This window comes from Micromonospora sp. NPDC049799, assembly GCF_040656655.1.
GTDB lineage: Bacteria > Actinomycetota > Actinomycetes > Mycobacteriales > Micromonosporaceae > Micromonospora.
Genome location: NZ_JBFAMU010000040.1, coordinates 1 through 21,008, shown reverse-complemented (window position 1 = coordinate 21,008; position 21,008 = coordinate 1). Strand labels below are relative to the sequence as shown.

The window sequence follows — 21,008 nt, the reverse complement described above, 5'->3', positions numbered from 1 at the left end:
GTGGGCGGCCTGCCGGCGTACCGCCTCGTCTGCGTCCCAGTCCGGGCCGAGCAGGTCCGGCCCAAGATGGCCGACGAGGTGCCGGCGGCGCCGGCCGAGCCGGCCTTCGCGGGCAGCGGCGGCATCTCCGTCGGTACGCCGACCGTCGCCTATCCCACGATCGATGCCCTGCCACGGCGGGCGGCCGGTGAGCCGGCCGCGCCCGTCCTGCCGGTCGGCCCGGTCGCCGGGCCGGTGGGCGCCACCGCCTCCTCCGCCGCCCCGGGTGCCAACGGCAGCCACGCCGGCGTGCCGAGGGCCGGCGGTGCCGGTCTGGGCGCCAACCTGGCCGCCACCGCGCCACTGGCGCCGCCCACCCCGGTCGTGCCCCGTTCCGGCCTGCCGGCCGAGGCGCCGATCTTCCGGGAGATGGAGGCGGTGTGGTTCCGGTCCCACGGCAACGACGCCACCGCGATCTTCGCCCGGCCGGACTTCGACCAGCCTCCGGCCGCCGCACCCACCGCCGGGCCCTCGACGGCAGCCCCGTCGACGCGGCCGAAGCTGCCCACCCGTACGCCGGGGACGACCGCCACCCCGGCGCCCACGCAGCCGCCACCGCCGTCGTACGCGCCACCGGTGAGCCGGACCACGACGCCGGCCGCGCCGGCTCCGGCGACCCCGGCCTCCGCGCCGCCGCCGGCCACCCCCGTGGCCGCGCCGGCCGCCACCGACCCCGACGAAGCCTGGCGGACCGCCGCCGACGAGGGGTGGACCCGTGCCAGCAAGGCGGCGGAGCCCTCCACCGCCGGCACGACCCGGTCCGGCCTGCCGAAGCGGGTGCCGCAGGCGCAGCTCGTGCCCGGCGGCATCGAACCCCGCGGCGGCCCGGACCGCAGCCGGCGCACACCGGACGACGTACGGGGCCTGCTGTCGGCCTACCATCGCGGCGTCCAGCGCGGCCGGGCGGCCGGCACGGACCAGAACAGCACCTCGACCACCAAGGAGACGAGCCGATGAACAGGCCAGCGGCCATGCAGGACATGGGTTGGCTGCTCACCAACTTCGCCGACAGCGTGGCGGGTATCGCCCACGTGGTCGCGGTGTCCGCCGACGGGCTCCTGCTCGCCTCATCCCGGGACCTGCCCGGGGACCGGGCGGACCAGCTCGCGGCGATCACCTCCGGTGTGGTGAGCCTGACCGAGGGTGCCGCGCGGATGTTCAGCGCCGGTGGGGTGCTCCAGACCGTCATCGAGATGGACAGCGGCTACCTCTTCCTCATGTCGATCAGCGACGGCTCGTCGATGGCCGTGCTCGCCGCGCGCAGCTGCGACGTCGGCCAGGTGGGCTACGAGATGGCCCTGCTCGTCGAGCGGGTCGGCGCGGCGCTGGTGCCGCTGCCCCGGGACGCGGTGCGGTCGTAACCGGGGTGCGACGCGGGCCCCGCGTCGTTCGGTGACAACAGATCCGGTGCCGACAGGTTCCGGCCGGGGAGAGGAGGTGATCGCGGGTGGACCGACGCCGGGAGGATCCGCGCGGCGCGCTCGTGCGGCCGTACGCGGTCACCCGCGGTCGTACCGAACCCCGGCAGGACATCGCCCTGGAGGCGGTGCTGACGGCGAGCCCGACGGCGGTTGCCGAGTCGCGGTTCGCCGGGCACGACAAGCACCGCATCGCCACGGTCTGCGAGGGCCGGGCGCAGTCGCTGGCCGAGATCGCCGCGTACACCCGGATGCCGCTGGGCGTGACCCGGGTGCTGGTCGCCGACATGGTGGCCGAGGGCCTGCTGACGCTACACACTGCCGCTCCCGCCGAGGGGTTCGAGGAGCGGATGGAAATCCTTGGAAGGGTGCTAAGTGGACTTCGCAGGCTATGACCCCGTCGGGGCGCGCCAGAGCCGGGGAATCGTCTCCGCGAAGATCGTGGTCGCGGGCGGGTTCGGCGTGGGCAAGACGACCCTGGTCGGCGCGATCTCGGAGATCACCCCGCTGACCACCGAAGCGGTGATGACCGCGGCCGGCGTCGGCATCGACGACCCGTCCAAGGTGCCGGGCAAGGAGACCACCACGGTCGCCATGGACTTCGGCCGTATCACCATGGCGCAGGACCTGATCCTCTATCTCTTCGGCACACCGGGCCAGACCCGCTTCTGGTTCATGTGGGACGAGATCATCCGGGGTGCGGTGGGCGCGGCGGTCCTGGTGGACACCCGCCGCATCACCGACGCGTTCGCGCCGCTGGACTACTTCGAGAACCGCAACCTGCCGTACGTGGTGGCGCTGAACCACTTCGACGGCGCGCCGGAGTACTCGCTGGAAGAGGTCCGGGAGGCGCTGGCCATCCCGGCGGACGTGCCGCTGGTGATGACCGACGCCCGGCACCGGGAGTCGGTGAAGCAGGTGCTGGTCACCGTCGTGGAGCACGCCATGCTCCGGCTCCAGGCCGAGCACGACCGGGGCTTCCCGGCACCGGTCGGCTGACGCGGCCCGGGCCGCCCGCCAGGAACGGGCGGCCCGTTCAGTCGACGCGCAGGCGGTAGCCGCGCTTGACGACGGTCTGCACCACCCGGGGCGCGCGCAGCCCGGCGCGCAGCCGGGCGACCGCCATCTCCACCGCGTGCTCGTCCGCGCCACGCGGCAGGGTCCGCAGCAGGGCGGTACGCGACAGGACGCGCCCGGGGGCGTCGGCCAACGCCCGGAGCACCGCCATCGGGGCCGGCGCGAGCGGTCGCAGTTCCCCGTCTACCACGGCCGCGTGGCCGCGCAGGGTGAGCAGGTGACCGGCCGCCTTCAGCGTGACGGTGCGTCGGGGCAGTTCGTCGACGAGCGTGCGGACCAGGGCACCCAGCCGGGCCCGGTTCGGCGCGCTCACCGGCACGCCCCGACGCAGCAGGGGCTCGGCGGTGACCGCGCCCACGCAGGCGGCCAGCACGTCGCCGTGGAACGCGTCGAGCACCGCTTCGGTGCGGTCGCCGGCACCGCGCAGGAGGGCCTCGGCGGCCGGTGCGGAGGTGAAGGTGACCGCGTCGACCAGCCGCCCGGCGACCAGGTCGATCAGCCGGTGCAGGGGCGCCGGGTCGGTGGGCGGGGCCCACCGGTAGACCGGCACCTCGATGACGGTGGCACCGGCGTCCTCCAGCGCCATCGTGCACTCCGGCTGCCGCTCGCCGTGCAGCTGCATGGCGATGACCTGCCCGGCCACCCCGCGCCGGCGCAGGTGGGCGACCACCTCGTCGCAGCTCTCCGACGCCGGGGACCACTGGTCGTGCAGGCCGGCGGCCCGGATCGCCCCACGGGCCTTCGGGCCGCGCGCCACCACGTACGCCTCGCCGAGCACCGAGCGCAGTGGCTCGGCCAGCCCCCAACCCTCGGCCGCCTCCAGCCAACCGCGCATGCCGATACCCGTGTTGGCCATCAGGATGTCCGGCGGCCGTTCGAGGCAGGCGCGGGTCGCCTCGCGCAGCTCGGTGTCGTCGGCAAGCGGCACGATCCGCAGGGCCGGGGCGAGCACCACCCGCGCACCCCGCCGTTGCAGCAGCGCGGCCAGCTCGTCCCGCCGCCGATCGGCGGTGACCCCGATGGTGAAGCCGGCCAGTTCGTCGCGCATCAGTTCTCCTGTCGCAGCCGCACCTCGACCAGACCGTCCCGGCAGCGCACGTCGTGCCGGCCGACGGAGAGCCCCGGCAGGTCGAGACAGTGCCCGGTGCGCAGGTCGTACACCTGCTTGTGCAGTGGGGAGGCGAGTGTCGGCACCCCACTCCGGCTGCCCACGATCCCCCGGGAGAGGACGTACGCGCCGGTGACCGGGTCCCGGTTGTCGACGGCGAAGAGCCCGTCGACGGTGCGGAAGAGGGCCACCTGCACCCCGTCGACCAGGGCGGCGACGCCCCGGTCGGTGTCCAGCCGGTCGAGTGGGCAGACAGTCGTCCAGGTCAGCGTCGTGGGGGTGATCGTGATGGTCATCGCCGTACCTCCGGCATTCCCAGGGCGACCGGCGTCGTCCGCGCCACGACGGGCACCGGTTGGCCGCGTTCTTCGGTGAAGGTGATGGACGGGTCGGGTACGTCCGGCGCGTTGACGAAGGACGTGAACCGGCGCAGCCGGTCCGAATCCTCCAGCACGTCCCGCCACTCGTCGGAGTACGTGGCGACGTGCCGGGCCATCGCCTCGTCGAGGTCGGCGCACAGCCCCAGCGAGTCGTCCACGATCACCGCCCGCAGGTGGTCGAGCCCGCCGTCCATCGCCTCGATCCAGGCGGCGGTGCGCTGCAGCCGGTCGGCGGTGCGGACGTAGTACATCAGGAACCGGTCGATCAGCCGGACCAGTGCCTCGGTGGACAGGTCGGTGGCGAACAGGTCGGCGTGCCGGGGCCGGAAGCCGCCGTTGCCGCCGACGTAGAGGTTCCAGCCGGTCTCGGTGGCGATGATCCCGAAGTCCTTGCTCCGCGCCTCGGCGCACTCGCGGGCGCAGCCGGACACCGCCGACTTGAGCTTGTGCGGTGCGCGCAGGCCCCGGTAGCGCAGCTCCAGGGCGATGGCGAGCCCCACCGAGTCCTGGACGCCGTACCGGCACCAGGTCTCGCCGACGCAGGACTTCACGGTGCGCAGCGCCTTGCCGTACGCGTGCCCGGACTCGAAGCCGGCGTCCACCAGCCGGCGCCAGATCTCCGGCAGTTGCTCCACGCGGGCGCCGAACAGGTCGATGCGCTGACCGCCGGTGATCTTCGTGTAGAGCTGGAAGTCGCGGGCGACCTCCCCGATGACGATGAGCTTCTCCGGGGTGATCTCGCCGCCGGGGATCCGGGGCACCACCGAGTAGCTGCCGTCGCGTTGCAGGTTGGCCAGGAAGTGGTCGTTGGTGTCCTGCAACGACGCCTGCTCGCCGTCGAGCACGTGGCCGGTGCCGAGGGAGGCGAGGATGGAGGCGACCACCGGCTTGCAGATGTCGCAGCCGCGACCTCGGCCGTGCTCGGCGATGAGCTGGGAGAAGGTCCGGATGCCGCGCACCTGGACGATCTCGAACAGCTCCCGCCGGCTGACGTCGAAGTGCTCGCACAGCGCGGTGGACTGCCGCACCCCGGCCGCGTCGAGGAGCTGCTTGAGCATCGGCACGCACGATCCGCAGCTAGTGCCGGCCCGGGTGCACGCCTTCAGCGCGGGCACGTCGGCGGCACCCTCGGCGATGGCGGCGTCGATGTCGTCGCGGGTGACCGCGTTGCAGGAGCAGACCTGCGCGGTGCCGGGCAGTGCCGCCAGGCCCGCGCCCTCCGAACCGGCGGGCGCGAGCAGCGCCAGCGGGGGACCGGGCAGCGGGCCGCCGACGCTGGCCCGCAGGGTCGGGTACGCGCTCGCGTCGCCCACCAGCACACCGCCGAGCAGGGTGGACGCGTCGTCGGAGAGGACCAGCTTCGCGTACACGCGGGTGGCCGGGTCGGTGTACGTCACGTCGAGGCAGCCCGGTGTCGCGCCGTGCGCGTCCCCGAACGAGGCCACGTCCACCCCGAGCAGCTTCAGCTTCGTGGCGGTGTCCGCGCCGGGGAAGGTGGCCGCGCCGCCGACCAGCCGGTCGGCGACCACCTCGGCCATCGCGTACCCGGGGGCGACCAGGCCGTGGCAGGTGCCGTCCACCGCCGCGCACTCGCCCACCGCCCAGACCCGCTCGTCGGCCGTCCGGCAGGTGTCGTCCACCAGCACCCCGCCGCGTCGGCCGAGCGGCAGGCCGGCGGCCCGCGCCAGCTCGTCGCGGGGACGGATGCCGGCGGCCACCACCACCAGGTCGGCGTCGAGGACCGTGCCGTCGGCCAGTTCCAGCCCGGCCACCGTGCCGTCCGGGCCGGACCGCAGGGCGGTGGTGGCCACCCCCAGGTGGCAGCTGACGCCCAACTCCTCGACGTAACGACGCAGCAGCGCCCCACCGGCGGTGTCGATCTGCGCCGGCATCAGCCGGGGCGCGAACTCCACCACGCTCGTGGTCAGGCCGAGCAGGCGCAGCGCGTTCGCGGCCTCCAGGCCGAGCAGCCCGCCGCCGATCACCGCGCCGGTCCGCCGGTCCCGGGCGTGCTCCCGGATCGCCGCCAGGTCGTCCAGCGTCCGGTAGACGAACACCCCCGGCAGGTCCGTGCCGTCGACCGGCGGGACGAAGGCGGACGAGCCGGTGGCCAGCACCAGCGCGTCGTACGGGTGCTCGCCGGTCGCCGTCGTCACGACCCGCCGCGCCCGGTCGACGGCCGTGGCCGCCTCGCCGAGGCGCAGGTCCACCCCGTCGTCCGGGGTGTGCAGGTTCAGTTCCTCGGCGTCCACCCCGTCGAACCACGCCGAGAGCCGCACCCGGTCGTACGCCGGCCGGCTCTCCTCCGCGAGCACGGTGACCCGCCAGCGGCGGTCCGTGTCGCGGGCCCGCAGCGCGTCGACGAAGCGCTGTCCCACCATGCCGTTGCCGACGACGACCACTCTGCTGAACTCGCTCATCGCGCCACCTCCACCGAGTCCACGTCGGACAGCCAACCGACGATTCCCGCGACGGCGTCCCGGCAGCTTCCGCAACCGGTGCCGGCCCGGGTCCCCGCCACCACGGCGTCGACCGTCCGTGCCCCGGAGCGCCAGCAGGTCACCAGCGCTCCCTTGCTGACGTTGTTGCACTGGCACACCGTCGCCGCGTCCGGCATCAGTGCCGGGGTCGCGGCGGGTTCGGCCGGCGCGACGCCGAGCGCCCGGCCGAGGAGCAGCGCCCGCCGGTCGGAGGGCACCGGCTGCCCCCGGTCGAAGAGCTGGATCACCGTGCCGACCGCCGGGTTGTCGCCGAGCAGGATCGCGCCGGTCAGCCGTTCGTCGGTGATGCGCAGCCGCGCGTAGGTGCCCCGCGCCGGGTCGGCGAAGGTGAGTTCCTCGCCCTCGCCGTCGCCGTCCGTGCCGCCCGGGTCGCCCATGGCGGCCAGGTCGATGCCGGCGGCCTTGAGCCGGGTCACCGGCGGGCGCGGTCGGTAGCGGGCCAGCGGATCCTCGCCGGTGAGCACCTGCGCCACCACCCGGGCCTGCGCCCAGGCCGGTGCGACCAGCCCCGTCACCGTGCCGTCGTGCTGCACGCAGTCGCCGATCGCCGAGATGCGCCGGTCGCTGGTGCGCATCCGGTCGTCGACCAGCACGCCCCGTTCCACCGCCAGTCCGGCCGCGGCGGCGAGCGTCGTGTCGGGGCGTACCCCGCAGGACAGGACCAGGAGGTCGGCGTGCAGCGACCGGCCGTCGGCGAGGTCGAGCCGGACGCCGTCGGCGTCCGCGGCGACCGCCGTCGCCGCCACGGCCAGGTGGGTGGTCACCCCGAGGCCGGCGAGCGTGCCGGCGAGCACGGCCGCGCCGGCCGGGTCGAGCTGCCGCTCCATGAGGTACGGCACGGGGTGCACGACGGCGACGTCGAGCCCCCGGGCGGCGAGCCCCCGCGCGGCCTCCAGACCGAGCAGCCCCCCGCCGAGCACCAGGACGCGCCGGGCGCCGTCGGCGACGGCGAGGATCCGCCGGCAGTCGTCGAGGGTGCGGAACGGCACGATACGCGGCGGCAGGTCGGGCCCGTCCAGGCCGGGCAGCGGCGGGACCACCGCGCGGCTGCCGGTGGCGAGCACCAGATGGTCGTACGCGATCCGGTCGCCGTCGTCGGTCGCCACCGTGCGGGCGGCGCGGTCGATCGCGGTCGCGGTGACTCCGAACCGCAGGTCCACGCCCTGCCCGGCGACCTCGGCCAGCTCCACGTCCGGCTCGCCGATCTTCCCGGCCAACAGGGTGGAGAGCATGATCCGGTTGTACGCCCGGTGCGGCTCCGCCCCGAGCACCGTGACCTTCCGGTCACCGCCCCGGGCGTGCAGCTCGCTGGCGAGCCGGGCACCGGCCATCCCGTTGCCCACGATCACGATCTTTTCGCTCACGACTCTCCCACCCTCTCCACGCGGACGGCGCAGATCTTGAATTCGGGCATGCCGGAGACGGGATCGACGGCGTCGTTGGTGACCGAGTTGGCCCGCGCCGCGCCGCCCCAGTGGAACGGTGCGAAGACGGTGTCCGGCCGGATGGCCGGACTGAGCCGGGCCGGCGCCACCATCTCGCCCCGCCGGGAGACCACCCGGACCGATTCGCCGTCGGCGACGCCGAGCCGCTCGGCCAGGTCGGGGTGCAGCTCGACGAACGCCTCGGGTGCCGCCCGGCGCAGCGCGGGGACCCGCCGGGTCTGGGTGCCGGACTGGTACTGCGCGAGCACCCGGCCGGTGGTGAAGTGCAGCGGGTACGCGGCGCAGACCTCCTCGGCCGCCGGCCGGTGCTCGACGGCGTGGAAGCGGGCGCGCCCGTCCGGCGTGGGGAACCGGTCGGCGAAGAGCCGGGGCGTGTCCGGCCCGTCGGTGTCCGGGCAGGGCCAGAAGACGCCATCGGACTCGTCGATCCGCTCCCAGGTCACCCCGGCGTAGTCGGCGGTACCGCCGGCTGACGCCCGCCGCAGCTCCTCGAAGACCGCGCGGGGATCGGCGGCGTCCGCGGTCCTTCCTCGCGCCGACAGGCGGTGGGTGAGGTCGGCGAGGATCGCCAGGTCGGTGCGGACGCCGGCCGGGGGTTCCCGCAGCGCCCGGCGGCGCAGCACCCGGCCTTCCAGGTTGGTCATCGTGCCGTCCTCCTCGGCCCACTGGGCGGTGGGCAGCACCACGTCGGCCAGCGCGGCCGTCTCGGAGAGCAGGAAGTCGGCGACCACCAGCAGGTCGAGGTCGCGCAGGCGGCCCTCGATCCGGGCCGCCCGGGGAGCGGAGACGACCGGGTTGGAGCCGAAGACCAGCAGCGCCTTCGGCCCCTCGTCGGTGCCGAGCGAGTCCAGCAGCTGGTACGCGGGCACACCGGGACCGGGCAGGTCCTCGGCCGGCAGGCCCCAGACCCGGGCGACGTGCGCGCGAGCGGCGGGGTCGTCGATGCGCCGGTAACCGGGGAGCTGGTCGGCCTTCTGGCCGTGCTCCCGCCCGCCCTGCCCGTTGCCCTGCCCGGTGAGGCAGCCGTAGCCGGAGCCGGGGCGGCCGGGCAGACCGAGGGCGAGCGCCAGGTTCACGAAGCCACTGACCGTGTCGACGCCCTTGGCGTGCTGCTCCGCGCCGCGCGCGGTGAGGATGATCGCCCGTTCGGCGGTGCCGAGGGCGCGGGCGGTGGCCTCCAGGTCGGCCACCGGCACCCCGGAGAGAGCCTCGGCGCGGGCCGGCCACCACCCGGCGACGGTGCGGCGTACCGCCTCGAACCCGGTGGTGCGGGCGTCCACGTACGCCTTGTCGACCCAGCCCTCGGTGACGGCGACGTGCAGCAGTGCGCTGGCCACCGCCAGGTCGGTGCCGGGCAGGGGTTGCAGGTGCAGGTCGGCCTGCCGGGCGGTGGCGGTGACCCGGGGGTCGACGACGATCAGCTTCCCGCCGCGCTGCCGCTGCTCGGTGACCCAGCGCATCAGCGGTGGCATCGTCTCGGCGGGGTTCGCGCCGACGAGCAGCAGGGTGTCGGCCCGGCCGAGGTCGGCCAGCGGGAACGGCAGGCCCCGGTCGACGCCGAAGGCGCGCATCCCGGCCGCCGCCGCCGAGGACATGCAGAACCGTCCGTTGTAGTCGATGTGCCGGGTCCGCAGCGCCACCCGGGCGAACCTGCCCAGCGCGTACGCCTTCTCGTTGGTGAGGCCGCCGCCGCCGAAGACGGCGACCGCGTCCCGGCCGTGTCCGGTCTGGACGGCGCGGACGCCGGTGGCGATCCGGTTGAGCGCCTCGTCCCAGCTCGCCGGGCGGAGCTCTCCGCCGGGTCGGTCGCGGACCAGCGGGGTGGTCAGCCGCTCGGGGTGGTCGAGCAGGTCGGCCGCCGTCCAGCCCTTCTGGCACAGGCCGCCGCGGTTGGTGGGGAACTGCCGGGCCGTGACGGCCGTCCGGCCGTTTTCCACGCGCAGGGTCATCCCGCACTGCAGCGCGCAGTAGGGGCAGTGCGTCGCCGCCTCCCGGGGTGTGTCCCCCGGGGCAGTCGCGGAGCGTGCACCGTCTGTCATGCCCGTGAAGCGTGCCGTCGGGCGGTTTCCGGACCGGGTCTCGTCTGTTTCGGTCCTGTCAAGAGCACCTCACACCGCACGGGAGCTGGAGGAGGCTCGGATTGGTCTATTATGTGAGACAAACTTCTCGCATGTTGGGAGCAGGTCATGAGTGTGGCGGCGGCGTTCGACGCGGTGGCGGGGACCTACGACGGGGCCCGGCGCCGGCTGGTGCCCTGCTTCGACGCCTTCTACGGCACGGCTGTCGAGGTGGCCGCGCCGCCGCTGCGGGCCGCGCTCGCGTCGGGGCGTACGCCCGAGGTGCTGGACCTGGGCGCGGGCACCGGGCTGCTCTCCCTGCTGCTGGCCGCGGCCGTTCCGGGGGTGCGGGTGACTCTCTTCGACGCGGCGCCGGCGATGCTCGCCGTCGCCGCCGACCACCTGGGTTCGCGGGGTGTGACACACCGGACCGTCCACGCCGACCTGTCCGAGCCGCTGCCCGCCGGCCGCTACGACGCGGTGGTCTCCGCCCTGGCCATCCACCACCTGGACGACGACGGCAAGCGGGACCTCTACCGGCGGGCGGCCGACGTGCTCGTGCCGGGCGGGGTGTTCGTCAACGCCGAGCAGGTCGCCGGTCCGACGCCCGCCCTGGACCGGCGGTACGACGAGGTGTGGACCGACCGGATCACCGCGCTCGGCTCCGATGCCGACGAGATCGGCGCCGCCCGGGAACGGATGCGGCACGACCGTCCGGCGCCCGTCGCGGACCAGTGCCGGTGGCTCGGCGAAGCCGGCCTGGTCGACGTCGACTGCTTCTTCAAGGAGTGGCGATTCGCCGTGTTCGGCGGTCGGCGCGAAGTGATCCCACCAGGGGAATGACTATTGGTCATACCGAGGGGTAGTCTCACCGGCATGACTGCCAAGGTGACACTGTCGTTCTCCGACGACACGATCGAGGAGGCCCGGCGGTTCGCCAAGCGCGAGGGCCTCTCCCTCTCCGCCTGGATGGACCAGGCCGCCCGGGAGAAGGCGCTGCGCGAGGTCTTCGCCGCGCACGCCGCGGTCGTCAACCGGGCCGGTGCCGCCCTGGAGGCCGCCGCCCTCGCCGACGCCCGCGAGGTGGGCATGGTCGACGACCTGCTCTCCGGCGGTCGCCCGCGTGCTGCGTAGGGGTGAGGTCTGGCGCATCGCCGGCGCCCGGGAGCGGCTGGGACTGGTCATCAGCTCCGACGTCTACAACTCCACGGACGTGCCGATCGTCATCGTGGCCGAGGTGGTCCAGGAGTCGCTGCTGCGGGACTCACCGCTCGCGGTGCCGATGGGTGCGTACGTGGTGATGCCCGACCGGCTCTCCTCGCCGATGAAGAAGTGGTTCACGGAGTGCGTGGACGTCGCCGACACCGAGACCATGCAGCGCGTCGCGCGAGCGCTGCGCATCCTGCAACAGCTCTGACATCTCACCGTTCGTTCCGGCCGCAGGTGCGATCTCCGTTTCCGGAACGACGCGCGACGGGCACTGTCGGGTAATCCCGGATTCCTAGCGTTCCTCCAGGTCACACCGACGAGGAGGAACCGCCGTGAGCACAATCGCCCCCGCCGTCGCCGAGGTGCCGGCCGCGACCGGCCGCCGGCACCGCATCGACGACTGGCGCCCCGAGGACCCCGACTTCTGGCGTACGACCGGCGCGCCGATCGCGCGGCGCAACCTGTGGGTCTCGATCTTCGCCGAGCACGTCGGGTTCTCGGTGTGGAGCCTCTGGTCGGTGACCGTGCTCTTCCTCGGCCCCGCGTACGGCATCGACCCGGCCGGGAAGTTCCTGCTCACCGCCGTGCCGGCCGCGCTGGGCGCGGTGCTGCGGTTGCCGTACACCCTCGCGGTGGCCCGATTCGGTGGACGGAACTGGACCATCGTCAGCGCACTGATGCTGCTCGTGCCGACCATCCCGATGGCCGTCCTGCTGGAGCCGGGCGTCTCCTACGGCACCCTCATGGTGCTCGCCTGCCTCACCGGTGTCGGCGGCGGCAACTTCGCCTCCTCCATGGCGAACATCAACCTCTTCTACCCGCAGCGGCTGAAGGGCCGCGCACTCGGTCTCAACGCCGGTGGCGGCAACCTGGGCGTGCCGGCGGTGCAGCTGGTCGGGCTGGCGGTGCTGGCCACCGCCGGTGCCGCGTACCCCCGCCTGGTCCCGGCCGTGTACATACCGCTGATCGTGCTGGCCGCGCTGGCCGCGTCGCGGTGGCTGGACAACATCCCCGGTGCGCGCAACGAGCCCGGCGCGCTGCGCGAGGCCGCCCGGGACCCGCACACCTGGATCATGTCGCTGCTGTACATCGGCACCTTCGGCTCGTTCATCGGCTTCGGCTTCGCGTTCGGCCAGGTGCTCCAGCTCCAGTTCGCCGACCGCTTCCCGACCCCGGTCGACGCGGCCTGGCTGACGTTCCTCGGTCCGCTGGTCGGCTCGCTGATCCGCCCGGTCGGCGGCCACCTCGCCGACCGGCTCGGCGGGGCGCGGGTCACCTTCTGGAACTTCGTGGCCATGGCGGCCGGCGCCGGCCTGGTCCTCTACGCCGCCCGCGAGCGCTCCTTCCCCCTCTACCTGGTCGGATTCCTGTCGCTCTTCGTCTTCTCCGGGATCGGCAACGGCTCGACGTACAAGATGATCCCGGCGATCTTCCGGGCCCGGGCGATGGCGGCGGTCGACAACGGCCGACGGGAGCCGGAGGCCGCGCGGCGCTGGTCGATCCGGATGACCGGGGCGCTGATCGGCATCGCGGGAGCGGTCGGCGCGTCCGGCGGCGTGCTGGTCAACATCGCCTTCCGGCAGTCGTTCCTGACCCGGGGGAGCGCCGACGCGGCGTACGTCGCCTTCATCGCCGCGTACGCCGTCTGCTTCGCCCTGACGTGGCTGGTCTACCTGCGGCCCGGCCGTCGTGCGCTGCCCGGGGTGTGATGCCGGTAACGTTCCTCGGCAGGTCAGGCGGGGCGGGACCCCGTTTTGACCTGCCGACGGGGCTGCGGGTATCGTTGCCTGCTGTTGTACGACATCCAGAGGCGTGCCGCCTGAGGTACGCTTGGTCGTTCGTGCGCGCTGGTCCGGCCTGGTACTTCCGGTCACCTCGGCGCGCGACCCCAGACCGACGACGAGACAAGGTAGACCTGTGCGTACGTACAGCCCGAAGCCGGGTGAGATCGAGCGTCAGTGGCACGTCATCGACGCCTCTGATGTCGTGCTGGGCCGCCTGGCCACCCACGCCGCCACGCTGCTGCGCGGCAAGCACAAGCCGACTTTCGCGCCGCACGTCGACACGGGCGACTTCGTCGTCATCGTGAACGCGGGCAAGGTCGCGCTGACCGGCAACAAGCGTCAGCAGAAGATCGCCTACCGCCACTCGGGTTACCCGGGTGGTCTGAAGCAGGTCGGTTACGACGAGCTGCTGACCAAGCGTCCCGAGCGGGCCGTCGAGCTGGCCGTGAAGGGGATGCTCCCGCACAACAAGCTCGGCCGTCAGCTCATCAAGAAGCTGAAGGTCTACGCCGGTGCCGAGCACCCGCACGGCGCGCAGCAGCCGGAGCCGTTCGAGATCAAGCAGATCGCGCAGTGAGCGCGGGCGAGGAAAGCAGCATGACCGACATCACCGTCACCGAGGTCGCCCCCGAGGCCACCGAGGCGCCGGCGCCCGTCGCCCGCGCGCCCCGTGGTGACCGGCCGATCCAGACCGTCGGCCGCCGCAAGGAGGCCATCGTCCGGGTCCGCATCGTCCCGGGCACCGGCAAGATCACCTGCAACGGCCGTGACCTCGAGGCCTACTTCCCGAGCAAGGTGCACCAGCAGCTCATCAAGGACCCGCTGGTCACCGCCGAGAAGCCCGAGGCGTTCGACGTGATCGCCAACCTGCGGGGTGGCGGCACCACCGGTCAGGCCGGTGCGCTCCGCCTGGCCATCGCCCGGGCGCTGATCGTCAACGAGCCGGACGACCGCCCGGCCCTCAAGAAGGCCGGCTTCCTCACCCGGGACGCCCGGGTCAAGGAGAGCAAGAAGTACGGCCTCAAGAAGGCCCGTAAGGCTCCCCAGTACTCGAAGCGCTGACCTTCAGCGTCGCGTTGTACTTCTGACGGACGGCCGGACCGCCTCCCCACGACGGGAGGTGCTCCGGCCGTTCCGCTTTTTCTTCCATCGGCGCACTTCATCGGAGGTTGGCGGGTATGGGCCGGTTGTTCGGCACGGACGGCGTACGCGGACGCGCGAACGCGGATCTCACGCCCGAGTTGGCGCTCGCGGTGGCGGTCGCCGCCGCCCACACGCTCGCCGAGTCGGACCGGAGTCATCCCCCGCTGGCCGTGGTCGGCCGGGACACCCGCGCCAGCGGCGAGATGCTGGAGGCCGCCGTGGTGGCCGGGCTCACCAGCGCCGGCGCGAACGTGGTCCGGGTCGGCGTGCTGCCCACCCCGGCCGTGGCGTTCCTCACCGCCGAGGCCAAGGCGGACCTGGGCGTGATGCTGTCCGCGTCGCACAACCCCATGCCCGACAACGGGATCAAGCTCTTCGCGGCCGGCGGGCACAAGCTGCCGGACGAGATCGAGATGAAGATCGAGGCGGCCGTCGAGGCGAACGCCACCACCGCCTGGGAGCGGCCGATCGGTGCCGGCGTCGGTCGGGTGCACGACCTGCTCGACGGCGCCGACCACTACGTGCAGCACCTGGTGGGCACCGTCGGTCACCGTCTGGACGGGATCAAGGTCGTCGTGGACTGCGCCAACGGCGCGGCGGCCGAGGTGGCCCCGGTCGCGTACCGGGAGGCCGGCGCGGAGGTCGTCGCGATCTACGCCGAGCCGGACGGCCTCAACATCAACGACGAGTGCGGCTCCAACCACCTGGAGGCGCTGCGCGCCGCCGTGGTCGAGCACGGTGCCCACCTGGGCATCGCCCACGACGGCGACGCGGACCGCTGCCTCGCGGTGACCGCCGACGGTGACGAGGTCGACGGCGACCAGGTCATGGCCATCCTCGCCCTCGCCATGCGGGAGGCCGGCACGCTGACCGGGGACACCCTCGTGGCCACCGTCATGAGCAACCTCGGCCTGCGTCTGGCGATGTCCCGGGAGGGCATCCGGCTGGTCGAGACCAAGGTCGGCGACCGGTACGTCCTGGAGGAGCTGCGCGCCTCCGGGCTGGCGTTGGGCGGGGAGCAGAGCGGTCACATCGTCATGCCGGCGTACGCGACGACCGGCGACGGCGTCCTCACCGGCCTGCACCTGATGTCCCGGATGGCGGCCACCGGGAAGCCCCTGGCCGAGCTGGCCGGCGCCATCACCCGGCTGCCGCAGGTGCTGATCAACGTGCCGGTCGGCGACCGCACCGTCGGGGCGGCGGCGCCCGCCGTCCGGGCCGAGGTCGAGCGCGCCGAGGCCGAGCTGGGCGAGACCGGGCGGGTGCTGCTGCGCCCGTCCGGCACCGAGCCGCTGGTCCGGGTCATGGTCGAGGCCGCCACCGAGCACACTGCCCGAGAGGTGGCCGAGCGCATCGCCGAGCAGGTCCGTACCGCCAGCCCGGCGGTCTGACCCGCCAGCCCCGCCGTCACGACAACTTCGGGGAAGATGCCCCCTTCCGCGCACCGGAGCCAGCACCTTCCCCGAAGTTGTCGCCCGTGAGCGTCCGCGTGGTTCGTGGGTGGACGTGGTGGGGGCCTGACGGCGGGACCCGGCGGGGATGTCAGCCCTTCGTCACCCGGTGCAGGAAGCGGTCGGCCAGGTCGGTGATCGCGTCGGCGTCCAACGCCAGCGCCGGGCCGGCCACCGTCACCTCGGTCATCGCCAGCCCCGGCACCTCGCCGTCCCGCCACCTGCCGGCGAACCACACCTTCTCCTCCTCGGCGAGCGCGAGGTTGGCGTCGTCGAGGGTGTCCGCCGGGTACGGCAGCCAGAGCCGGAACTGGTGGGTGTGCGGCGGGGACGGGAACACCCGCGCTCCCGGCAGGCGCGCGAGCACCTCCGCGACCGTCCGGGCGTGCGCCACGTAGCCCGCGAGGCGGGGCAGTTCGTGATCGAGCCCGTGCAGTGCGGTCAGGGCCGCCGGCCACTGCTGGAACAGCATGCCCCCGTAGCGGTGCCGCCAGACCCGCGCATACCGGGCCAGCGCCGCGTCACCGGCCAGCGCCGCGCCGGAGATGCCGCCCAGGGACTTGTAGAAGGAGACGTAGACGCTGTCGGCCAGCGCGGCCACCTCGGGAAGCGGCCGGCCCAGGTGCACCGTCGACTCCCAGAGGCGGGCACCGTCCAGGTGCACCCGCGCGCCGGTTGCCCGCGCCGCCCGGACGACGTCGACCAGCTCGTCCCAGGTGGGCAGGACGAAGCCGGCGTCGCGCAGCGGCAGCTCCAGCAGCAGGGTCCCGACCGGCTCGGGCAGCTCCGCGACCTCCGCGGCGACCGGGTTGCGGAGCGCGGAGGTCGTGAGCACCGCCCGCAGGCCGCCGAGCACCGCGTACGCGTCCCGCTCGTGCATCAGCGGGTGGCTGAGGGGGTGCAGCCCGACCGCCGCCCGGCCGGTCAGCTCGGCGCCGTACCGCATGGCGATCTGCTGGGCCATCGTGCCGGTGGGGAGGAGGACCGCCGCTTCGGTGCCGAGGAGGTCGGCGACGCGGCGCTCCAACGTCTCCACCGCGCCGCCCTCGCCGTAGACGTCGGGCAGCGGATCGGTCGCCGCCGCCCGCATCGCGTCGACCTGCTCGGCGACCGAGGCCGGCCGGGTGCCGGAGAGCACGGTGTCGCACGCGCGCAGCGCCGTCAGGCGGCGGGCTGTTTCCGCGTACGCGCGGGAGCCGCTCACCGGGAGCCCGCCAGCCCGCGCAGGCGGCCGACCGCCTCGGTCAGCACCTCGGGGCGTTTGCAGAACGCGAACCGGACCAGCCGGCGGCCCGCCTCCGGGTCGTCGTAGAAGACCTGCGTCGGCACCGCCACCACCCCGCAGCGCTCCGGCAGCGTCCGGCAGAACTCCACCCCGTCCCGACCGCCCAGGGCGGTCACGTCGGCGGTGACGAAGTACGTCCCCTCCGGTGCGAGTACCTGGAACCCGGCGTCGGTGAGCCCGCCGACGAGCAGGTCCCGGCGGGCCTGGAGGTCGTCCCGGAAGCCGGTGAAGTAGCCGTCCGGCAGGGCCAGCGCCACCGCGACCGCCGGTTGCAGCGGTGCCGCGTTGACGAAGGTGAGGAACTGCTTCACCCGCAGCACCGCGGAGACCAGGGCCGCCGGCCCGCTCGCCCAGCCGACCTTCCAGCCGGTGCAGGAGAACGTCTTGCCGGCCGAGGAGATCCGCAGGGTCCGCTCCCGCATCCCGGGCAGCGTCGCCAGGGGCACGTGGCCGCTCGCGGCGTCGGTGAAGACCAGGTGCTCGTACACCTCGTCGGTGACCGCGTACGCGTCGTGCTCCCGGCACAGCTCGGCGACCAGCGCGAGTTCCGCCGGGGTGAAGACCTTGCCGGTCGGGTTGTGCGGGGAGTTGAGCAGGACCAGCCGGGTACGTGGGCCGAACGCGGCGCGCAGCGCGTCCGGGTCGAAGGCGTACCGGCCGTCGTCGGCGGGGCGCAGCGTGACCGGCCGCCGGACCGCGCCGGCCAGGGCGATTGAGGCGGCGTACGAGTCGTAGTACGGCTCGAAGCAGACCACCTCGTCGCCCGGCTCGCACAGGCCGAGGATCGCGGCGGCGACCGCCTCGGTGGCGCCGGCGGTCACCACGACCTCGCCGTCCGGGTCGTACTCCAGGCCCCAGAACCGGCGCTGGTGCGCGGCCACCGCCGCGCGCAGCGCCGGGACGCCCGGACCCGGCGGGTACTGGTTCTGCCCGCCCCGCAGCGCCGCCTCGGCGGCGGCCAGCATCTCCGGTGGGCCGTCGGTGTCGGGGAAGCCCTGGCCGAGGTTCACCGCGCCGGTGCGGACGGCGAGAGCGGACATCTCGGCGAAGATCGTCGTTCCGAACGGGCGCATCCGCTCGACCAGCGGGTCGACATCGGTGGTCGTCACGCCGCCAGCCTACGGACTCCGACCGCCCGATCAACCCGAGGAATTCGTCACCGCGAGTAGCGGATAGTTCTCTTCGCTCAAAGTAACTGATCGTTTCGCCGACTTCCGAGCAGACATGATGAGCGAAACTGGGTTACGCTGCCTTCCATGTGTGGAATCGTGGGTTACGCCGGCGCGCGCCCGGCGCTCGGCATCGTGCTCGACGGACTGCGGCGGCTGGAGTACCGCGGCTACGACTCGGCCGGCGTCGCCATCGTCTGCGACGACGTGCTGCTGACCGAGAAGAAGGCCGGCAAGCTGGCCAACCTGGAGAAGGTGCTCTCGGAGCGGGCCGCCGAGGACCCGGCCTCCTGCGCCGCCAGCCCGATCGGCATCGGCGACGGCACCACCGGCATCGGGCACACCCGCTGGGCCACCCACGGCGGGCCGACCGACCGCAACGCCCACCCGCACCTGGCGCCCGACGGCCGCGTCGCCGTCATCCACAACGGCATCATCGAGAACTTCGGGAAGCTGCGCACCGAGCTGGAGGCCGACGGCGTCCAGTTCACCAGCGACACCGACACCGAGTGCGCCGCGCACCTGCTCTCCGCCGCGCTGGCCGACCTGCGCGCCGCCGGCGAGGTCGACAGCCCGCAACTGCTCGCCTCCGCGATGCGGGTGGTCTGCCAGCGACTGGAGGGCGCCTTCACCCTGCTCGCCGTCGACGCCGGCATCCCGGGCGCCGTGGTCGGCGCCCGGCGCAACTCGCCGCTGGTCGTCGGCCGGGGCGACGGGGAGAACTACCTCGCCAGCGACGTGGCCGCGTTCATCGAGCACACCCGCGACGCCGTGGAGCTGGGTCAGGACCAGATCGTCCTGATCACCGGCGACACCATCGAGATCACCGACTTCGAGGGCCAGCCCGCCAGCGGCAAGGACTTCCACATCGACTGGGACTCGTCCGCCGCGGAGAAGGGCGGCTACGACTGGTTCATGCTCAAGGAGATCGAGGAGCAGCCGCAGGCGATCGCCGACACGCTGCTCGGCCGGCTCACCGAGACCGGCGAGATCATGCTCGACGAGGTCCGCCTCAGCGACCAGGACCTGCGGGACGTCGACAAGATCTTCATCGTGGCGTGCGGCACCTCCTACCACGCCGGCCTGGTCGCCAAGTACGCCATCGAGCACTGGACCCGGATCCCCTGCGAGGTGGAGCTGGCCAGCGAGTTCCGCTACCGCGACCCGGTCCTCGACCGGTCCACGCTGATCGTGGTGATCTCGCAGTCCGGCGAGACCATGGACACCCTGATGGCGCTGCGCCACGCCAAGGAGCAGAAGGCCCGCGTGCTGGCCATCTGCAACACCAACGGCTCGACCATCCCGCGCGAGTCCGACGCCGTCCTCTACACGCACGGCGGGCCGGAGATCGCGGTCGCCTCCACCAAGGCGTTCCTCACCCAGGTGGTCGCCTGCTACCTGATCGGCCTGCACCTCGCCCAGGTGCGGGGGATCAAGTTCGCCGACGAGGTCGGCGCGGTGGTCGCGCAGCTCCAGGAGATGCCGGCCAAGCTGCGCGAGCTGCTGGACCGCATCGAGCCGGTCCGCGAGCTGGCCCGCGACCTGAAGTCCGAGCCCACCGTGCTGTTCATCGGCCGGCACGTCGGCTACCCGGTGGCCCTGGAGGGCGCGCTCAAGCTCAAGGAGCTGGCGTACATGCACGCCGAGGGTTTCGCCGCCGGCGAGCTGAAGCACGGCCCGATCTCGCTGATCGACGAGGGCACCCCGGTGATCTGCATCGTGCCGTCCCCGGTGGGCCGGGGCATGCTGCACGACAAGGTCGTCTCCAACATCCAGGAGGTACGGGCCCGGGGCGCCCGGACCATCGTGATCGCCGAGGAGGGCGACGAGGCGGTCGTCCGCTACGCCGACCACCTGATCTACGTGCCGCGTACGCCGACGCTGCTCGCCCCGCTGGTGACCACCGTGCCGCTCCAGGTGCTCGCCGCCGAGATCGCCGCCGCCCGGGGCCACGACGTCGACCAGCCGCGCAACCTGGCCAAGTCGGTCACCGTCGAGTAACCGCACCCGCGCCGACGCCGACCCCGGGCCACCACCACGGTGACCCGGGGTCCGTCGCGTCCGGCGGGCCCACCGTCGCCGGTCAGCCTGGCCGCCGCGTCGTCACCGCCCCAGCACCACCCGGGCCATCCCGTCCAGGGCGGGATTGTCCGCCTCCCAGTAGCCGGTGTGGCCGTGCCGACCGCTGGTGAAGGTGCGCCCACCGAACCCCGGATCGGCCGGGTCACGGCCGAACCACAGCTCGTCCCGCGACCCGCCGACCAGCGAGACCGCCGCGCCGAGCGGGGGCGCGGCCAGCAACGGATGCCGCAGCAGCTCGTCCGGCGACCGAACCAGCCGGATCACGTCGTCCGGCGCGGTGCTCGCCCACACCTGCCCGCGTGGGACACCCAGCTCCGCCGCGTGCGCCACGCCGACACCGGGCGAGCCGACGAAGACCAGCGCGTCGGCCGCCAGCCCGTGGTCGCGGGCCGTCGCGCCGACCACCAGCGACCCGTAGCTGTGCCCGAGCACGGTCTGCCGGGCCGGCGGCCCGTCGTGGGTGGCCCGCAGGCCCTCCTGGAACCGGTGCAGCGCCGGCCCGGCATCGGTCGCCTGCCTCGACCCCGCCGCCTCGTGCAGGAAGTCCGGGGCGTCGTAGTCGAGCCAGAGCACCGCCGCGCTCTCCTCGCCGGGCGCGAGCGCGCCGCAGCGGGCCAGCACCCTTCCCGCCCGGTCCAGCTCGCCGGGCACGTCGTCCAGCCCCGCCGTCATCCCCGGGACGTACGTCAGGACCCGCTCGGACCGGTCCGGGTCGCCCAGCGCCACCACCGCCCGACCCTCGCCGCCGGTCCCCAGGCCCAGCAGGTACGCCCGGGCGGACCCCACGCCGATCGCCCAGCAGAGCATCGGGGAGATCGCCGACCACTACGACCGGCTGATCCGAGGCCTGCCGAGACCGC

At 73.7% G+C, this 21,008-nt stretch carries 19 protein-coding genes and 1 pseudogene; 12 read left to right on the top strand and 8 right to left on the bottom strand.

Going from position 1 to position 21,008, the window contains the following annotated elements; all coding sequences use genetic code 11:
* The 4 genes and pseudogenes from AB0I76_RS05985 to AB0I76_RS05970 form a co-directional block, all read left to right on the top strand.
* Nucleotides 1–996: pseudogene (locus tag AB0I76_RS05985) on the top strand (hypothetical protein); the annotation flags it as partial.
* Nucleotides 993–1,400: a roadblock/LC7 domain-containing protein gene (locus AB0I76_RS05980; protein WP_007465177.1), complete on the top strand. Its 408-nt coding sequence runs from the start codon at nucleotides 993–995 to the stop codon at nucleotides 1,398–1,400. The pseudogene AB0I76_RS05985 and the gene AB0I76_RS05980, both read left to right, overlap by 4 nt.
* A gap of 86 nt (nucleotides 1,401–1,486) precedes the next feature.
* On the top strand, nucleotides 1,487–1,852 hold the full coding sequence (locus AB0I76_RS05975) for a DUF742 domain-containing protein (RefSeq protein WP_357030412.1): 366 nt from the start codon (nucleotides 1,487–1,489) through the stop codon (nucleotides 1,850–1,852).
* Nucleotides 1,833–2,456 (top strand): ATP/GTP-binding protein, encoded by a 624-nt coding sequence (locus AB0I76_RS05970; RefSeq protein ID WP_357030410.1) that lies wholly within the window; start codon nucleotides 1,833–1,835, stop codon nucleotides 2,454–2,456. Before AB0I76_RS05975 ends, AB0I76_RS05970 begins: the two co-directional genes overlap by 20 nt.
* 37 nt (nucleotides 2,457–2,493) lie before the next feature.
* On the opposite strand, the gene AB0I76_RS05965 is transcribed toward AB0I76_RS05970, so the two are convergent.
* Genes AB0I76_RS05965 through AB0I76_RS05945 form a run of 5 tightly spaced genes read right to left on the bottom strand, consistent with a single transcriptional unit; the run spans nucleotide 2,494 to nucleotide 10,007 of the window.
* Nucleotides 2,494–3,582, bottom strand: coding sequence for a uroporphyrinogen-III synthase (locus AB0I76_RS05965; protein ID WP_357030408.1), 1,089 nt, complete (start codon nucleotides 3,580–3,582; stop codon nucleotides 2,494–2,496).
* Entirely contained in the window at nucleotides 3,582–3,938 is a 357-nt protein-coding gene (gene nirD / locus AB0I76_RS05960) for a nitrite reductase small subunit NirD (RefSeq protein ID WP_357030406.1), read from the bottom strand. Before nirD ends, AB0I76_RS05965 begins: the two co-directional genes overlap by 1 nt.
* Nucleotides 3,935–6,442 (bottom strand): nitrite reductase large subunit NirB, encoded by a 2,508-nt coding sequence (gene nirB, locus AB0I76_RS05955; protein WP_357030404.1) that lies wholly within the window; start codon nucleotides 6,440–6,442, stop codon nucleotides 3,935–3,937. Before nirB ends, nirD begins: the two co-directional genes overlap by 4 nt.
* Complete coding sequence (locus tag AB0I76_RS05950) at nucleotides 6,439–7,887, bottom strand: FAD-dependent oxidoreductase (protein ID WP_357030402.1); 1,449 nt, start codon at nucleotides 7,885–7,887, stop codon at nucleotides 6,439–6,441. The genes nirB and AB0I76_RS05950 overlap by 4 nt, the downstream gene beginning before the upstream one ends.
* Entirely contained in the window at nucleotides 7,884–10,007 is a 2,124-nt protein-coding gene (locus AB0I76_RS05945) for a molybdopterin oxidoreductase family protein (RefSeq protein WP_357030400.1), read from the bottom strand. The genes AB0I76_RS05950 and AB0I76_RS05945 overlap by 4 nt, the downstream gene beginning before the upstream one ends.
* 147 nt (nucleotides 10,008–10,154) lie before the next feature.
* Between AB0I76_RS05945 and AB0I76_RS05940 the strand changes: the two genes are divergently transcribed.
* The 7 genes from AB0I76_RS05940 (at nucleotide 10,155) to glmM (ending at nucleotide 15,552) form a co-directional block, all read left to right on the top strand.
* Nucleotides 10,155–10,868, top strand: a complete 714-nt coding sequence (locus tag AB0I76_RS05940) for a class I SAM-dependent methyltransferase (protein WP_357030398.1) — start codon at nucleotides 10,155–10,157, stop codon at nucleotides 10,866–10,868.
* Nucleotides 10,869–10,901: 33 nt separating this feature from the next.
* On the top strand, nucleotides 10,902–11,159 hold the full coding sequence (locus AB0I76_RS05935) for a DUF6364 family protein (RefSeq protein WP_357030396.1): 258 nt from the start codon (nucleotides 10,902–10,904) through the stop codon (nucleotides 11,157–11,159).
* Nucleotides 11,149–11,442: a type II toxin-antitoxin system PemK/MazF family toxin gene (locus AB0I76_RS05930; RefSeq protein WP_357030394.1), complete on the top strand. Its 294-nt coding sequence runs from the start codon at nucleotides 11,149–11,151 to the stop codon at nucleotides 11,440–11,442. Before AB0I76_RS05935 ends, AB0I76_RS05930 begins: the two co-directional genes overlap by 11 nt.
* 133 nt (nucleotides 11,443–11,575) lie before the next feature.
* Entirely contained in the window at nucleotides 11,576–12,943 is a 1,368-nt protein-coding gene (locus AB0I76_RS05925) for a nitrate/nitrite transporter (protein WP_357030414.1), read from the top strand.
* Between the two features lie 208 nt (nucleotides 12,944–13,151).
* Entirely contained in the window at nucleotides 13,152–13,595 is a 444-nt protein-coding gene (rplM, locus tag AB0I76_RS05920; protein WP_357030392.1) for a 50S ribosomal protein L13, read from the top strand.
* 20 nt (nucleotides 13,596–13,615) lie between these two features.
* Entirely contained in the window at nucleotides 13,616–14,080 is a 465-nt protein-coding gene (rpsI, locus tag AB0I76_RS05915) for a 30S ribosomal protein S9 (RefSeq protein WP_357030390.1), read from the top strand.
* A 116-nt stretch (nucleotides 14,081–14,196) separates the two neighbouring features.
* The gene (gene glmM, locus AB0I76_RS05910) at nucleotides 14,197–15,552 is read left to right on the top strand and encodes a phosphoglucosamine mutase (protein WP_357030388.1); all 1,356 of its coding nucleotides are present in this window, start codon (nucleotides 14,197–14,199) and stop codon (nucleotides 15,550–15,552) included.
* Between the two features lie 151 nt (nucleotides 15,553–15,703).
* Here the strand turns inward: glmM and AB0I76_RS05905 are convergent, their stop codons facing one another.
* Entirely contained in the window at nucleotides 15,704–16,816 is a 1,113-nt protein-coding gene (locus tag AB0I76_RS05905) for a beta-eliminating lyase-related protein (protein ID WP_357030386.1), read from the bottom strand.
* Nucleotides 16,813–18,006: a pyridoxal phosphate-dependent aminotransferase gene (locus AB0I76_RS05900; protein ID WP_357030384.1), complete on the bottom strand. Its 1,194-nt coding sequence runs from the start codon at nucleotides 18,004–18,006 to the stop codon at nucleotides 16,813–16,815. The genes AB0I76_RS05905 and AB0I76_RS05900 overlap by 4 nt, the downstream gene beginning before the upstream one ends.
* 147 nt (nucleotides 18,007–18,153) lie before the next feature.
* Between AB0I76_RS05900 and glmS the strand changes: the two genes are divergently transcribed.
* Nucleotides 18,154–20,067 carry a glutamine--fructose-6-phosphate transaminase (isomerizing) gene (gene glmS / locus AB0I76_RS05895; RefSeq protein ID WP_357030382.1) on the top strand — a complete coding sequence of 638 codons (1,914 nt, stop codon included), beginning with the start codon at nucleotides 18,154–18,156 and terminating at the stop codon, nucleotides 20,065–20,067.
* Nucleotides 20,068–20,169: 102 nt separating this feature from the next.
* Here glmS and AB0I76_RS05890 read toward each other — a convergent pair whose 3' ends face one another.
* Nucleotides 20,170–20,955 carry an alpha/beta hydrolase gene (locus AB0I76_RS05890; protein WP_357030380.1) on the bottom strand — a complete coding sequence of 262 codons (786 nt, stop codon included), beginning with the start codon at nucleotides 20,953–20,955 and terminating at the stop codon, nucleotides 20,170–20,172.
* Nucleotides 20,956–21,008: the final 53 nt, after the last annotated feature.